The following is a 15,054-nucleotide window of genomic DNA, read 5'->3' as shown; positions in this document are numbered from 1 at the left end:
CTCTTGAATCAGCGTGATTACTTTTTTAAAGCCGGAAGCATCTCTGTAATCGCAACTAGATTTTCTTTATTTCAATAATAATTATTATTTTCTATTCCAAAAGAATCGCTTCTTTAAAGGCTTTTCTCCGTTATTGTTACCATTTTGATAATCGCCATAGCCGTAACCATATCCGTAACCATAGCCGTAACCATAACCGTAGCCATAACCATAACTAGATTTACTAGTAAAGTCATTAAGAACAATACTTATATTTTTGAGTTCACCTCGCTGATTTCGCAAATTTAATTGTGAAATCATTCCTTTTTTTGTGTAATCTTGTCTAACAATATACAAAACTACATCAGCATAATTCGATAACTCCATTGCATCTGAAACCAAACCCACTGGTGGTGTATCCAAAATAATGTAATCGTACTTTTCTTTCAATCTATTAATAAGTTCTTCTAAATTTTCACTCATTAATAATTCTCCGGGATTTGGCGGAACTGGACCTGCTGGAATTAAATCAAGATTAGCAATCATAGTAGGTTGAATCACATCTTCCAAACTATGAGAACCAATTAGGTAATTGACAACACCTTTATCATTAGTGATATTAAAGTCATTAAATAGTTTTGGTTTACGTAAATCCAATCCAACAATTACTGTTTTCTTTTCGCTTAATGCAAAAACGGTTGCTATATTAATCGAGCAGAATGTTTTTCCTTCACCTGACACGGAAGAGGTAATCATCAAGGTTTTAGCTCCCTCCAGTTTTTGTTTCTTATATAAAAATTGCAATGAAGATCTTATAGCCCTAAACGACTCGGACAATGGAGATTTTGGACGTTCAAAAACAGATAAATTATTATCATTGTGTTTTTTACCTACTACTCCAATAATCGGAATCTTCGTTACTTTTTCTAAGTCTTCAATATGTTGGATGGTATTGTTTAGTAAAAATAAAACCAATACAAAAAGAAACGGAAGTAGAAAGCCTGCAAAAAAAGCTAGTATATAATTTACTCCTGTTTTAGGACCAATTATTCCTCCACCAATATCTTTAGCAGTATCAATGAATTTTATATCAGATAAATTGGCAGCCTTAACAATTTCAGCTTCATTCCTTTTTGCTAAAAACGAACTGTAAATATTATCACTTAGGTTAAATTTTCGCTGTATTTTTAAAAGTTTTTGTTTGTTTTCTGGCAATACTTGAAGCTCTTTTTCCGCCTGATTTATTTTTGCAGAAGTCATATTCAAATCGTACTGCAATGCAGCTTTTGCAGAAGCGATGTTAACTAATAATACATTTTTTAGCGCAACCATCTGACTGTCAAAATCCGCAAACATTTTATCGCTTTTTACCATATACTTATTCTCAGCTCTTTTAACTGACAAAGTAACTAGCTTCGAAACATTTACTACAATATTTGGGTCTTCGATTCCTGCTACTGATGGAGCGGGTAATTTAGAAAAATCATTGCTGTTTGTTAAATAGGATTTTAATGAATTATAATACGATATTTTTCTTTGAATGGCATCTCGTTCAAGTTCGAATCCCATCAGTTTTTCAGATGTTTGAATACCACCCGATTCTAATTGTATCACATCTTTTCCTTGGAGAAAAGTTTTAAGTTCATCGCCAGAATCTTTAAGCAGACCCTCCATTCGCAACATTGTCGTATCAATAAACTTTATTGTATTTGTTGCAAACTGGTTTTTAGCAGCCAATTGGTTATCACTAAGTACCTCAACGGTGGTATTTAGATAATCTACAATTTTCGACTTATTTGTGCCTTGCATTGCAAGTGTCAAAATAGAACTTCCTGTGGAAATCGACTGAACATCAACGCTTTGATAACTCGCAACTGTTGCATCAAAATTACTAAAGCTTACAAAATATTCATCGTCAATATACATTCCTGGATTTTCTACTAATTCCAGTTTCCAGCTCAGATAAGGCAAATTAACTTCTTCACCTACTTGATATATTTTTGTAAAAGTTGTGGGCTGAACTTTTGTACTCTCGCTTGTTTGATTTTTGTAGAAAAATACATTAGCTTCTTCAGTTTCAAAAGGAATCGTAATCTGGTACTTATTGGCTTTTAAAAACTTAATGGAAATATCTACATTGGCGAGTTGTCCTTTACTTTTGTCGATTTCAACACGAAATGGCGCGGCACCGTAAACATCAACTTTATTGTAATCATCTTGTTTCAAATAATTAATATACAATTCCAAACGACTGACAACCTCCTCGTTATGGGTTCTCGATTTCAGCATCGTATTAATAGTCTGCACTTTATCTGAACTACCGCCCCAGTTAAATACTAAGCTAGTGTTAGAAGTAAAAAACGGATTGTTTTCTTCCTTAACAGAAATAGTGTTCGAAATTGAGTAAATTTTCTCCTTTCTAATATTTACTTGGTAGGCAATAATAAAAGCTAGAGCCCAACTTAACAAGAAAAGCTTCCAATATGCCAATGTTTTAATTAAGAATCCTTTAAAATCAAAACTATTGGACTGTTCTAAGAACGAAAAATCTTTGGTATCAAACATAGTATATTTTTAACGTGTTAACAACAAATAAGTAGTTGTTGCCAAACTCAAAAGCGTAATTATTGTTCCTAATGACTGTATTCCTGTTGTTCCAGTACCCCACGTTTTTTGTGCGAGTGGTTTAATATAGATGTAGTCATTAGGTTGTAAATAATAATAAGGTGATTCCATAGCTTTGATATCTGTCAAATCAATATCATGCATTTCAGTTCCGTAAGGATATTGTCTAATTACAGTCACATTTTTACGATCTCCAACAATAGTAATATCACCCATATTGGCAATCGCCTCAAGAATCGTAACTTTTTCTTGAAATAATGTGGTTGTACCTGGTGAAGCAATTTCGCCGTTAATTGTAAATCTTAGTCCTGCCATTTTTGCTGTTACGAAAATATTGGCTTCTTTATTGAAATAATTATCTAGTAATTCTTTTTCTATCTTAATTCGGACTTCATCTAAGGTACTTCCCATTACATATACTTCACCAATCATAGGAATTCGGATATTCCCTCGTTCATCCACGGTATAACCATCATAATAACCAGCTTGTTCACCTCTGTTTTGTGTAGCATTTGCAGTAGAAGTTGCGTCAGCAATATTAAAAACAGCTACTAATTCCGGATTTAATGCTTTTATTTTAAGAGTAATAATGTCATTTGTCTGCAAACGATATTCAGGAGTAGGAACCGCCTTCATCATACGAGTAGCACTTTCGTCATTACTTTGTAAATATATCAGCTGTTTTCTCGAAACACATGACGTTGACATAAGTCCTGCGATAAGCAGCAATCCTAGAAACTTTATCCTCATTATATTATAAATTATTTAACAAATATATGTTTTCAAATAGAAATACAAAATAGCTGCTAGTTATTAATTATTCTTAAAAGAATTCTCAAAAGGAACCCGTTGCACAATGCTTCGTCCCAACGTCACTTCATCAGCATATTCAAGTTCATCACCTACGGCAATTCCTCTAGCAATTGTAGAAGTAATTAAATTCTGATTTTTGATTTGCTTATAAATGTAAAAATTAGTTGTATCGCCTTCCATTGTTGAACTTAATGCAAAAATTAATTCTCGCACAGATTCTGTATTGACTTTTTCTATTAACGAATTAATTTTCAATTGACTCGGACCAACACCGTCTATAGGTGAAATTTTACCCCCTAAAACATGGTAAATTCCTTTATATTGTCCCGTATTTTCAATCGCCATTACATCACGAACATCTTCAACTACACAAATAAGTTGATGATCACGCTTTTCATTACTGCAAATTACACACAAATCTTCATCGGATATATTATGACAATTATTGCATAATTTCACATCCATACGCATTTTCAATAAAGCTTCTGTTAAAAAAGCAACACGTTCCTCAGGTTGCTTAAACAAATGCAACACTAATCGAAGTGCTGTTCGCTTTCCAATTCCGGGTAACTGAGCCATTTCATTGACCGCTTTCTCTAAAAGTTTTGACGAAAATTCCATAAAGTGCAAAGGTAACAAAGAAAAACGTTTATTGAACAGTTTTTATTTACAGTTTTTTTAACATTTAAAGTTACGGTAATATTAGAATGCGATACTTCTTGTAAAAGGAACCCTATTCCTACTCATTTTTCAACTTTTTTTTCTACTTTGGCGTTTTCAAAGAAAAAAATATGACTCCTACTTTTATTCTAACACTCATAGCAATTTACTTTGGTGTTTTATTTTTAATATCCCATTTCGTTAGTAAAAAAGACGGTGGAAATGCAGCATTTTTTAGCGCCAACAAAAATGCAAAATGGTATTTAGTTGCTTTCGGAATGATTGGTACTGCATTGTCAGGAGTAACATTTATTTCTGTTCCAGGACAAGTGGGATCGCCTGATGTACAGTTTAAATATTTTCAATTTGTACTCGGAAATGCAATTGGATTTCTTCTGATTGCGAAAGTATTATTACCGCTGTACTATCGTATGAATTTAACTTCTATTTATGGTTACATCGAACAACGATTAGGAACCGTTTCCTACAAAACTGCAGCAACGATTTTCTTAATAAGTCGAACAATCGGTTCTGCGGCAAGATTGTATTTAGTAGTGTTGGTTTTGCAACGCTACGTTTTTGATGCATTTGGAGTTCCGTTTTGGATAACGGTATTGGGTTCTTTAGTTCTCATTTTTTCATATACGTATAGAGGCGGTCTCAAAACGATAATCGTTACCGATACATTACAAACTTTGTTTCTAGTTTCATCGGTTATGTTTACGATTTATTTTATTTGTACAAGTTTAGATTTTTCACCAATAGAAGCTTTCGATGCCGTCAAAGACAGTAGTTATTCAAAAATATTCTTCTACGAAGATTGGCTCAAAAGTAACTTTTTTGTAAAACAAATTCTTGGCGGAATTTTCGTTACACTAGCAATGGTAGGTTTAGACCAAGATTTAATGCAGAAAAACCTTAGTTGTGCCACCATTGGCGAAGCTCAGAAAAACATGTACGTTTTTACGGGGATTTTTGTATTGATTAACTTGTTCTTTTTAAGTGTAGGCGCTTTGTTATACATCTATGCTGAGAAAAATGGAATTTCAATTCCGCTTGACGCCGTAACGGGACAACCACGAACAGATTTATTATTTCCAGAAATTGCTTTTAATCATTTGACCTTAATTCCTGCAATCATATTTTTACTCGGACTTACAGCAGCAACTTTTGCTACAACCGATTCCGCTTTGACCGCTTTGACTACTTCTTTTTGTGTGGATTTTTTAAATATGGATAAAAAAATAGAAGCTGATAATGGAAAATCTGTTCGAACTAGACATCTCGTACATATTGGTTTTTCGTTACTGATGCTTGCCGTTATTATGGTTATTTACTGGATGAATAGCGACTCCGTAGTTAGTTTGATTTTCAAAATTGCCGCATTTACCTATGGTCCACTTCTCGGACTTTACGCATTCGGACTTTTCGTGAAAACCAAAACAGTTAAAAATAATTGGGTTCCATTCATTTGTATTTTGGCTCCAGCCTTAACTTTCTTGATTAGCACCTATTCTGCTCAATTGTTTGGAAATTATCAATTTGCCGAAGAACTCATCATTATCAATGGTGGCTTGACATTTTTAGGATTAGTATTGATTTCTAAACCAGCGGAAGGCAGTACTAGATTTTAGTGATTTTGATTCTGAAATCGTGGTTTTAATAATTTTCAACTCTTTAATTCCTATCTAATATATTGAAATATATCATAATAGACCAACATTAAGCAAGTCTTAAGCTTATAAACATATTATATCTAGGCAGCCTCCCGTTCTTTGTTACAGATTAAAAATTAACTCTGTAACTAATGAAAACAATAGCCATTCTACTATTTTTCTTAATTCCCATTCAATGGGAACCAAGTTTTGAGCATGCAAAAGTATTAGCAAAGGAAAAAAATGCATTAATTTTACTTAATTTTTCTGGTTCCGACTGGTGTGTACCCTGTATTGGATTACGCAAAGAATTTCTGGAAACAGAAGCTTTTTCTGAATTTGCAACTAAAAACTTGATTCTAGTTAATGCTGATTTTCCTCGAAAAAAGAAAAATTCAGGTTCTGATGAACAAATCAAACGCAACGAAGCACTTGCAGAACAATACAATCCAAATGGAGCTTTTCCTTTGACTTTATTAATGACAGCGGATGGAAAAGTAGTCAAAAGTTGGTCAGGAAAACCGAAAGTTTCAGTTGAAAAATGGGTAGAAGAAATTCAAGGTATTTGCGAAGCTAACAAGTAAAATCAAAATGGAAAAATTTTCGAAGTCGCAAAAGTTAATGGGTAATATTTTTACGATAACGGTCGTGAGTGATAATCCTACTTTTGCTGCAGAAAACATCCAAATAGCCATCGAAGAAATTCAACGAATCGAAGCCATTTTCACAACCTATAATATAGATAGCCAAACCAATCTTATCAATGACAACGCAGGAATTACACCTGTAAAAGTAGATGAGGAAGTTTTTGATTTGATTCAAAGAAGCTTGCATATTTCTAAAATAACGCAAGGTGCTTTCGATATTTCTTATGGATGTATTGACAAAAGCCTATGGAATTTTGACAAAACAATGACATCACTTCCCAGTTCAGAAATGGCTTTAAAAATGGTACACCTTATCAATTATAATAACATTATTTTAAATCCTGAAACGCAAACCGTTTTTTTAAAAGAAAAAGGAATGCGAATTGGTTTTGGAGGCATCGGAAAAGGTTATGCCGCAGAAATGGCAAGAAAAATACTCATCAAAAATCAAGTAGAAAGTGGTATAATCAATGCCAGTGGCGACTTGACTGCATGGGGATTTCAGCCTAATGGGAAACCGTGGACTATTGGAATTGCAAACCCTGATGTTCCAATTGATGCTTTTTCGTATTTAGAAATTTCCAATAAAGCAATCGCTACTTCTGGCAATTATGAAAAATTTGTCACTATTAATGGTAAGAAATATTCGCATACTATTGACCCGAAAACAGGCTTACCTATTACAGGAATAAAAAGCGTAACCGTAATTAGTAACAATGCTGAATTTGCTGATGCAATGGCAACGCCAATTGCAGTAATGGGTATCGAAAATGGTTTGTTTTTAGTCAATCAAATCCCTGAATTATATTGCATTATAATTGACGAGTACAACAAAATTTATACTTCTAAAAACATTCATTTAAAATGAAAAAAATAATAAAATTAAAAATTTCAAGCATTCTCTTACTTCTGATGGCGATTAGTTTTACTTCTTGTGAATCTGTTAAACCGTATCAAAAAAGCAAGATTAACGACTCAGAAATGGTTTTATCCAACCGGAAAATCCAGAAAACAGAAAATAGTTTTCAAACCTATCGCGAAGGTGCTTCGGGAGCTAGTGGTGGAAAAACAGGCGGCGGTTGCGGTTGTAACTAATTCAATGCAAAAAAAATGAAAAGAATACTTATTACAGGATTAGCGCTACTTGGATTGATGCAACTTTCGGCACAGAATACGCCTAAAGATTCATCCAGTTATAAGAGTACGAAGTTAAAAATAGAAGAAATCAATCTAGTTTCGAGTTTTTATCAACAAGATGGAAATAACTCCTCGGTTACTGGAGGAATTGGAACTGAAAAATTAACTGATATTTCAAATACGATTGATGTCAAACTTTTCAAATACGACAAGGCGGGAATCAAGCACAATTGGGATATTGAAGTTGGCATTGACCACTATAGTTCTGCATCTTCAGACATGATTGATTTGCAAGCGAATTCATCTGCTTCATCAGCCGACAACCGTTTTTATCCATCGGTAACGTACACTTGTGAAAATGAAGATAAAGGAAAATCTCTGTCTTTCGGTTTATCATCGTCAATGGAATATGACTACCAATCGTTTGGTGGAACAATTGGTTACTCAAAACAAACCAATAATAAAAACGGGGAATTTATTGCGAAATTTCAGACTTATCTAGACCAAGTGAAAATGATTTCGCCAATAGAATTAAGAGGCACTGCCAAGTCAAGTGGCACAGAAGCTCGAAATACTTTTGCAGGCTCGATTGGTTATTCCCAAATTGTAAACAAGAATTTCCAATTATTATTTTTAGTGGATATTATTCAACAAAGCGGCTACTTGAGTTTACCGTTTCACCGTGTATATTTTACCGACGGAAGCGTCCATCAAGAAAATTTACCTGATAGCCGTTTCAAAATTCCTATTTCAGTTAGAGGAAGTTATTTTTTAGGAGATAACGTGATTCTTAGAGGTTATTATCGCTATTATACCGATAATTGGAATCTTACGGCACATACTTTAGATTTGGAAGTTCCTGTAAAAATATCGCCATTTATGTCAATCAGCCCATTTTATCGATATTATAGCCAACAAGGTACGAAATATTTCAAAGGATTTGAAGACCATACAGTTGCTTCTGAATATTTTACCAGTAATTACGATTTATCGACCTTTAACAGTAATTTCTTTGGAGCCGGAGTGAAATTCACACCGCTTAATGGTGTTTTTGGAATAAAACATTTGAACACACTAGAAATTAGGTACGGACATTATAATCGAACTACAGCATTGACTTCGAATATTATAAGTTTGAATTTGAAGTATAAGTAAACTGATAAATAATGATTTTAATAATTGAACGCAATACCTCTAATAACAAAAAACGCATCTAAAACTATTATTTAGATGCGTTTTGTATTTCTACTTATTTCAATATCTTTTAGTACTGATTCGTTCCCAACAAAACCAATGTACATGCAACTTCCACTTTAATATTGTTCGATTTCAACAACTGATAAAACTCAGGATTTTCTGTCCCAGGATTGAAAATTACTCGTTTAGGCTCTAAGCTAATGATGTAATTGTAGTAATCTCTTTGTCTGGTTGAGTTTAAGTACAAAGTTACTGTATCAATATTGGTAAACGGCACTTGCTTGGTTTGGATTTTTACACCAGAAACCTCGCCTACTCTTTGTCCAATTGCTACTACAGATTGCTCTTTAGTTAACAATCTTAAGATTGCCATATTGGAATATCGTTCAGGGTTTTCGGAAGCTCCGAGAACTAGTGTTTTTTTATTTTTCATGTTTACTTTTTATTTGTAAAAATACTATTTTCTATAGGAAACTAATCCTTTTTTTCCATTTTATTGGTTTGAAAATAATCGGTAGGAAGCAAGTCTCCTGCTTTAAGCGTTCCAATATAACCACCATACAGTATTCCGTAAATGGGATTATAATTACCATTGGCATCTACATAAAAGACTTTATCTACAAACTCAATAACTGATTGCTTGTCTTTCTTGTACAGGATATTAAAGTTGGTTTTAATATATTGAGACTGTTTCTTCATTGAAGTTCCACTGATATTTCCTTTAATATTAAAACTAGGATTCTCTTTTTGAGGCTCCTTAATTAAAGTCACTTTTTTAAGTCCCAAGGTGTCCTTGACGTTAAAATAGTCTTGTGGATTAACCTGAAAGCCTTCTACAAAAAGGCGCGTTTCTTCTTTTTCCCAAGCTAGATTTGCTAGTGTATAAGCAAAATGCTGAGCTGAACCATAGAAAGAAGCACGTCTCCTTTTGTCCGCTTGTTTACTTTTCTTTAAGTCTTTATAAAACGTAGTGCCTGAGAAATAGCTACTGACTTGGTTGAATTTATCAAGAGTTTTAAAGTTATACTTTACTTTAAAGTCTTCTAAATCAAAGTTGATCTTATAATCCAAATATTTGTTTTGGATTTGTAAAGGATTGCGAGAAGAGGCATGAAGTGTATTATCAGAAACATCATAATACAAAACTATGTCTTTTTCGTTTTCAATTTTGCATGACCTACCCGCTTTTGATTCCCCAAGAAACTGTTTTCTGAACACTTTCATCATTTGATTTCTACTAAAAGGACCTCTCCCAATAACCACTTCGTTTAAAGCGATTGATTCTTTTACCAAAAGTATTTTAAGCTTTTTATCAACATATTGACGTGGATTTTCAAGTTTATAAGTCAAATATCCGATGAAGCTGATTACAAGAGTAGCCTTACTGTCGTGAATCGGAAGACGAAAATTACCTTCCGCATCTGTAATTGTAGAAAAGGAGGTCCCATCTATATACAATGTAGCACCAGGAAGCGATTCTTTTGTTTCGTTGTCGAAAATCTGACCTGTTAATGTTTGGCCATGAAGAGTTCCCAACGAAAAAACCACGACTACAATCAATAACTTTTTATAAAATTCAATCACTTGGGTCACCTTTTTACAAATATATTATTTTAATAAAAATTTTCTTATACCATAATAATTATTTATTCATAAATTTACATTTAACCAAGACCTTAAACCTTATTTTTGCCAAAAAAAACTATGGAATTATTTATCTACATTTTTGCCGCATTATTCTCAGTAATCAACCCTATTGGAACCGTTCCCATCTTTGTCGGTTTAACCTTAGATGATGATAAAAAAGAACGTTCTCGAATTTCATTATGGACTGCAATTGACGTCTTTCTGATTTTAATTATCTCTTTTTTTGTAGGACAATATGTATTGGATTTCTTTGGAATTAGCATTGATGCTTTGAGAATTGGAGGAGGTTTAATCATTGTGAATTCAGGATTTTCGCTTCTTTCAGGAAAATTTAGCAAGAAAAGAGGTATCAATAAAAAAGTGGAAAATGAAGTTCAAAAACGAAATGACATTGCACTAACACCTCTTGCAATACCTATGCTTGCTGGACCAGGTTCCATTTCACTTCTAATTGCGTTTTACCAAGACCATCAAAAAACGCATGAAGTAATAATTGCAAGTCTTGCGATTTTGACAGTCGCACTTACTATCTTTCTAATCTTAAAAAGCGCTCACTATTTAGCTAAAATATTAGGTTCTTCAGGAATTGTCGCGATTTCAAGAATTGTAGGATTTATTGTAATTGCAATTGGTATTCAATATATTGTAAGTGCTGTGGTAAATATTATTCAAACCAATTTTATGCAGTAATTGATTTATAAAAAATCTATGAAAATATTATTAACAGGTGCCAATGGTTATGTAGGAAAACGTCTTCTTCCCGAGTTACTGCAAGAAGGCCATGAAGTCACGTGTTGTGTTCGAAATAAAAATCGTTTGGGACTCGATGAAATTACTTTAAACAAAGTTGACATTTGGGAAGTAGATTTTTTAGAAGATATAGTTCTTGAAAATCTACCTACTGATTTTGATACCGCTTATTATTTAATTCATTCGATGAGTGCTTCTACCGATGATTTTGATGTGATGGAAGCTAAAGCCGCTCATAATTTCAATACCTACATGAAAACCATTGGTGTCAAACAAGTGGTTTACCTAACTGGAATTGTAAACGAGGAAAAACTTTCGAAGCATTTACAATCGCGTAGTGATGTAGAACAAATTCTGTATGAAGGCCCATTTGCTTTAACAGCGCTTCGAGCCGGAATCATTGTTGGTTCGGGGAGTTCCTCTTTTGAAATTATTCGTGATTTGTGTGAAAAACTACCCATAATGGTTACACCAAAATGGGTTTTGACAAAAGCACAACCTATTGCCATTCGTGATGTGATAAAATGTTTAATGGGAGTTATTACTCGAGCCGATTGCTACAACCAATCTTTTGACATCGGCGGGCCAGATGTTCTTACTTATAAAGAAATGCTGTTAAATTATGCCGAAGTGCGAAAAATAAAATTATGGATTTTTACACTTCCTATTATGTCTCCACGGCTTTCCTCGTATTGGCTTTATTTTGTGACTTCAACTTCTTATAAATTAGCGGTAAACTTAGTAGATTCTATGAGTATGGAAGTGGTCTGTAGAGACCAACGACTGCAACAAATGTTAGGATTAAGTCCAATAACTTATGTAGAATCTATTAATTTAGCGTTCAAAAAAATAGAACAAAACCTCGTGATTTCGAGCTGGAAAGACAGTATTTCTAGCAGTCGATTTGGTGATGATTTAAAATCATATATTCAAGTCCCAAAATACGGGTGCTTGAAAGATGAACAATCTATAAATGTTACCGACCCCGAAGGGACTTTAGCTCGGATTTTCGCCATTGGCGGAGAAAGTGGGTGGTATTATGGAAACTGGTTATGGAAAACACGAGGATTGATGGACAAGATGTTTGGTGGTGTTGGTTTACGACGCGGAAGAACACATCCTTCGCATTTGGACAATGGCGATGCTTTGGATTTCTGGCGAGTTTTATTGGCAGACCCAAAAGAAAAGCGTTTGCTACTTTTTGCAGAAATGCGTTTACCTGGAGAAGCTTGGCTCGAATTTAGAATCGACGAAAATAACGTTTTGCATCAAATTGCCACTTTCAGACCTAAAGGAATATTCGGCAGATTGTATTGGTATGCCATGTTACCGTTTCATTATTTTCTATTTGCCGGAATGATTCGGAATATTGCAAACCCTAAAAAATCAGAATAATCTTAAGCCTCTACAATAAAATAGTCCCAAACTCAAAATGAATTTGGGACTATTTATTTGTACAATATTTAAAACCTGATTAGATTTATTCTTTTTTAGGAAGAAAAATTTCCGCCATCATACATCTTGCACTTCCTCCACCACAAGCTTCGATGGTATCTAAACTTGAACTTAAGATTTCAGCATGTTTTTCTAATTGTATGATTTGTTTTTTCGTCAAACTCTGATGAGCCGAATTACTCATTACTAAATAGCGTTTGTCATCCGTTCCTTTTACTTCAAGCATATTTCCCGCAAAATTATTAACTTGGTCTTCCGTAATTAATATTACTTCTTTCCCGTCTTCTTTTAGATTATCCAAAACCATTTTGCGTTCTTTTTTGTCGTCAATGCAATCTGCACAAATTACGGCAAAAGTTTCGCCCAAAGTCATAATCACATTGGTATGATAAATTAACTTTCGTTCGCCATCTACCGTTTGAAAAGCTTCAAAAATTACAGGTGCTAAATCATAATCCTCACAGAATTCGATGAATAATTCTTCATCCGCTCTTGGAGACAAAGCACAATAGGCTTTCTGGTTTTTACGGTCTAAAAGCAAACTTCCCGTTCCTTCTAAAAAGAAACCATCTTCTTCTGCTTCTGTGTAATCATTGATACTGTCAATTTGAAAACCTTTTTCTTCTAGAATATCTAAAATATCCTCTCGACGTTCTGCACGACGGTTTTCAGCAAACATTGGGTATAAAACAACCTCAGCATTTTGATGAAAAGAAATCCAATTGTTGGGAAAAATAGAATCTGGCGTATCCGGATTTAAAGTATCGTCGACAACTGTTACATCAACTCCAACATTTCGTAATTTTTCTACGAAAGTGTCAAATTCTTCTTGCGCTTTTGCATTTACAGTCGCTGGCAAAAGTCCGTCAAGTACTTTCTGGTAATAATTATTAACCGCTGTTTGTTCGTTCATCCGGAATGCTACGGGACGAATCATTAATATGGAGTTTGTTGTTTGTCTCATTTTATTTGTTATCAGTTGTCGGTTGACCGTTATCAGTTAAAATTGTTATAGATTAAATATTGTTAGTTATTGATTAGAAATAGTATTAACACCAAGCTGTAATTGTAGAAATTAGATTTATATTTTCCAGTTTTTATCCACGTAAGAGATAAAATTATAGAGTTTAGCGCCTAAATTATCATATCTTAAAATTAAATCCTCCATATTTTCAAAAGTATCAGGATAGAGTGTAGCTATTTTAAACAAATGATTTTTTGCTTCCATACAACTAGAATGCGAAAAAACTAAAAATCGAATAAATTCTGCCTTATATCTTTTTCGACCGTATCCTTCGACGATATTTGTTACCGTTGAATCTTCAGACCTTATTAATTGACTTCCCAATTCATACATTTCGTATTTTGGTAGTTTTAAAGAAGCAGGATGAATGATAAAAAACAATTCCAAACTTTCTTTATAAACATCTAAATCGGAATAATCACTCATTTTTTAGATTTTAAAATTTGTTTGATAAAGTTCGTAAGTCAATTTTCAACAATTAATTTCAAGTTACGCTAAAACTGATAACCGACAACCGTCAACTGACGACATCCTATTCTCTTATCAACGGCAAAGTACTACATCTCAAAAGCCCTTCCTGCTTGGAAATCTCAGCATACGGAATTTCTTCTACGGTGAAGCCGTTTTCCCTCAGCCAAGCATTTAATCGTGTGAAGTTTTTCTCGGAAACCACTACGTCTTCAGCAATAGAAAATACATTTGAATTCATGTAGTACATTTCGTCTCTTGTAATGTGAAATAAATTTTCTTTACCAAAAAGCTTCACAAGATACATATAATCGGCTTCTTCCCTAAATCCGCTTTTGTAGATGATTCCTTTGTCTTTTCCTACGGGTTGAAAGCAACAATCCAAGTGTAAAGCATTATCTCTCGCTTCGATTTTCGATTTTACTAAATCAAATTCCTTCACTATTTTGTTTGGAAAAAGATTTCGGATATATGCGACTCCTTCTTTGTTTGTTCTCGCCGTTTTATAGTCGGCATAGTCGCTTCCTTTATACGTGCCAATAAAAATATAATCGTTCCAAAGCATCACATCGCCACCTTCAATATGTACTTCATCGGGTGGACGAACTACTTTTGTTGGGTCCATTTGATCAATTACATAATTGATTGCATCTAATTCGCGATCACGATCCGGAAGAATATTGGCTTTAATGAACATATCATCAATCACAAACCCAATGTCTCTTGTGAAAATCTGATTGTACTCTTCAATCATTTCAGGACGAAAAACTTTGACATTGTACTTCTGAAATACTTGATTGAACGCTTCCATCTCTTTCACCATATCTTCTTCAATAGGATACGTTCCTGCCAAAATATATTCAAGTGATTTGGGATCGTAAGCCTCCTCAACCGTTGGTGTTGGACCATTATTTATGGCACTTCCCAAGACTACTGCTTTTAATCTTGACGTTTCGTTTTTTACATTTAATTGCAACATATGATTTCGTTTTATGCG

General features: G+C 33.8%; 15 protein-coding genes. 7 read left to right on the top strand and 8 right to left on the bottom strand.

All coding sequences use genetic code 11. The features are described 5' to 3' along the window. Positions 1-84: 84 nt before the first annotated feature. From ACQ5J2_RS07355 to recR, 3 genes are all read right to left on the bottom strand, one after another. Positions 85-2,544, bottom strand: a complete 2,460-nt coding sequence (locus ACQ5J2_RS07355) for a polysaccharide biosynthesis tyrosine autokinase (RefSeq protein ID WP_432673070.1) — start codon at positions 2,542-2,544, stop codon at positions 85-87. Positions 2,545-2,553: 9 nt separating this feature from the next. After that, on the bottom strand, positions 2,554-3,312 hold the full coding sequence (locus ACQ5J2_RS07350; protein WP_432673069.1) for a polysaccharide biosynthesis/export family protein: 759 nt from the start codon (positions 3,310-3,312) through the stop codon (positions 2,554-2,556). Between the two features lie 105 nt (positions 3,313-3,417). Further along, positions 3,418-4,038, bottom strand: coding sequence for a recombination mediator RecR (gene recR / locus ACQ5J2_RS07345; protein ID WP_432673068.1), 621 nt, complete (start codon positions 4,036-4,038; stop codon positions 3,418-3,420). 170 nt (positions 4,039-4,208) lie between these two features. Here recR and ACQ5J2_RS07340 point away from each other — a divergent pair, with 170 nt between their 5' ends. The 5 genes from ACQ5J2_RS07340 (at position 4,209) to ACQ5J2_RS07320 (ending at position 8,671) form a co-directional block, all read left to right on the top strand. Further along, on the top strand, positions 4,209-5,711 hold the full coding sequence (locus tag ACQ5J2_RS07340; protein ID WP_432673067.1) for a sodium:solute symporter: 1,503 nt from the start codon (positions 4,209-4,211) through the stop codon (positions 5,709-5,711). A gap of 173 nt (positions 5,712-5,884) precedes the next feature. After that, on the top strand, positions 5,885-6,316 hold the full coding sequence (locus tag ACQ5J2_RS07335) for a thioredoxin family protein (RefSeq protein ID WP_432673066.1): 432 nt from the start codon (positions 5,885-5,887) through the stop codon (positions 6,314-6,316). Positions 6,317-6,323: 7 nt separating this feature from the next. Continuing rightward, positions 6,324-7,247: an FAD:protein FMN transferase gene (locus ACQ5J2_RS07330; protein WP_432673065.1), complete on the top strand. Its 924-nt coding sequence runs from the start codon at positions 6,324-6,326 to the stop codon at positions 7,245-7,247. Next, positions 7,244-7,474, top strand: a complete 231-nt coding sequence (locus ACQ5J2_RS07325) for a DUF4266 domain-containing protein (RefSeq protein WP_432673064.1) — start codon at positions 7,244-7,246, stop codon at positions 7,472-7,474. Before ACQ5J2_RS07330 ends, ACQ5J2_RS07325 begins: the two co-directional genes overlap by 4 nt. A gap of 15 nt (positions 7,475-7,489) precedes the next feature. Continuing rightward, on the top strand, positions 7,490-8,671 hold the full coding sequence (locus ACQ5J2_RS07320; protein WP_432673063.1) for a DUF3570 domain-containing protein: 1,182 nt from the start codon (positions 7,490-7,492) through the stop codon (positions 8,669-8,671). Between the two features lie 109 nt (positions 8,672-8,780). Here the strand turns inward: ACQ5J2_RS07320 and ACQ5J2_RS07315 are convergent, their stop codons facing one another. Continuing rightward, a complete protein-coding gene (locus tag ACQ5J2_RS07315) occupies positions 8,781-9,146 on the bottom strand; it encodes a CoA-binding protein (protein WP_432673062.1) in 366 nt (121 codons plus the stop codon). 41 nt (positions 9,147-9,187) lie between these two features. Continuing rightward, positions 9,188-10,297: a carboxypeptidase-like regulatory domain-containing protein gene (locus ACQ5J2_RS07310; RefSeq protein ID WP_432673061.1), complete on the bottom strand. Its 1,110-nt coding sequence runs from the start codon at positions 10,295-10,297 to the stop codon at positions 9,188-9,190. A gap of 120 nt (positions 10,298-10,417) precedes the next feature. Here ACQ5J2_RS07310 and ACQ5J2_RS07305 point away from each other — a divergent pair, with 120 nt between their 5' ends. Together ACQ5J2_RS07305 and ACQ5J2_RS07300 are read left to right on the top strand one after the other, a co-directional pair. Next, entirely contained in the window at positions 10,418-11,050 is a 633-nt protein-coding gene (locus ACQ5J2_RS07305) for a MarC family NAAT transporter (protein WP_432673060.1), read from the top strand. 18 nt (positions 11,051-11,068) lie between these two features. Continuing rightward, positions 11,069-12,505 carry an SDR family oxidoreductase gene (locus ACQ5J2_RS07300; protein ID WP_432673059.1) on the top strand — a complete coding sequence of 479 codons (1,437 nt, stop codon included), beginning with the start codon at positions 11,069-11,071 and terminating at the stop codon, positions 12,503-12,505. 85 nt (positions 12,506-12,590) lie between these two features. Here the strand turns inward: ACQ5J2_RS07300 and ctlX are convergent, their stop codons facing one another. The 3 genes from ctlX to ACQ5J2_RS07285 form a co-directional block, all read right to left on the bottom strand. Continuing rightward, complete coding sequence (gene ctlX, locus ACQ5J2_RS07295; RefSeq protein ID WP_432673058.1) at positions 12,591-13,529, bottom strand: citrulline utilization hydrolase CtlX; 939 nt, start codon at positions 13,527-13,529, stop codon at positions 12,591-12,593. A 117-nt stretch (positions 13,530-13,646) separates the two neighbouring features. Continuing rightward, positions 13,647-14,015 (bottom strand): four helix bundle protein, encoded by a 369-nt coding sequence (locus ACQ5J2_RS07290; protein ID WP_432673057.1) that lies wholly within the window; start codon positions 14,013-14,015, stop codon positions 13,647-13,649. 106 nt (positions 14,016-14,121) lie between these two features. Next, a complete protein-coding gene (locus ACQ5J2_RS07285; protein WP_432673056.1) occupies positions 14,122-15,036 on the bottom strand; it encodes a dimethylarginine dimethylaminohydrolase family protein in 915 nt (304 codons plus the stop codon). Positions 15,037-15,054: the final 18 nt, after the last annotated feature.

The organism is Flavobacterium sp. SM2513, assembly GCF_050908145.1.
In the GTDB taxonomy this organism is placed as follows: Bacteria; Bacteroidota; Bacteroidia; order Flavobacteriales; family Flavobacteriaceae; genus Flavobacterium.
This window is presented reverse-complemented; position numbering and strand designations above follow the sequence as displayed.

Bases quoted from the DNA above. Each gene is read 5' to 3' on its own strand.
- ACQ5J2_RS07325 (WP_432673064.1), top strand. From the start codon at position 7,244: ATGAAAAAAATAATAAAATTAAAAATTTCAAGCATTCTCTTACTTCTG.
- ACQ5J2_RS07335 (WP_432673066.1), top strand. From the start codon at position 5,885: ATGAAAACAATAGCCATTCTACTATTTTTCTTAATTCCCATTCAATGG.
- ACQ5J2_RS07285 (WP_432673056.1), bottom strand. From the start codon at position 15,036: ATGTTGCAATTAAATGTAAAAAACGAAACGTCAAGATTAAAAGCAGTA.
- ctlX (WP_432673058.1), bottom strand. From the start codon at position 13,529: ATGAGACAAACAACAAACTCCATATTAATGATTCGTCCCGTAGCATTC.
- ACQ5J2_RS07300 (WP_432673059.1), top strand. From the start codon at position 11,069: ATGAAAATATTATTAACAGGTGCCAATGGTTATGTAGGAAAACGTCTT.
- ACQ5J2_RS07305 (WP_432673060.1), top strand. From the start codon at position 10,418: ATGGAATTATTTATCTACATTTTTGCCGCATTATTCTCAGTAATCAAC.
- recR (WP_432673068.1), bottom strand. From the start codon at position 4,038: ATGGAATTTTCGTCAAAACTTTTAGAGAAAGCGGTCAATGAAATGGCT.
- ACQ5J2_RS07340 (WP_432673067.1), top strand. From the start codon at position 4,209: ATGACTCCTACTTTTATTCTAACACTCATAGCAATTTACTTTGGTGTT.
- ACQ5J2_RS07355 (WP_432673070.1), bottom strand. From the start codon at position 2,544: ATGTTTGATACCAAAGATTTTTCGTTCTTAGAACAGTCCAATAGTTTT.
- ACQ5J2_RS07330 (WP_432673065.1), top strand. From the start codon at position 6,324: ATGGAAAAATTTTCGAAGTCGCAAAAGTTAATGGGTAATATTTTTACG.
- ACQ5J2_RS07315 (WP_432673062.1), bottom strand. From the start codon at position 9,146: ATGAAAAATAAAAAAACACTAGTTCTCGGAGCTTCCGAAAACCCTGAA.
- ACQ5J2_RS07320 (WP_432673063.1), top strand. From the start codon at position 7,490: ATGAAAAGAATACTTATTACAGGATTAGCGCTACTTGGATTGATGCAA.
- ACQ5J2_RS07290 (WP_432673057.1), bottom strand. From the start codon at position 14,015: ATGAGTGATTATTCCGATTTAGATGTTTATAAAGAAAGTTTGGAATTG.
- ACQ5J2_RS07350 (WP_432673069.1), bottom strand. From the start codon at position 3,312: ATGTCAACGTCATGTGTTTCGAGAAAACAGCTGATATATTTACAAAGT.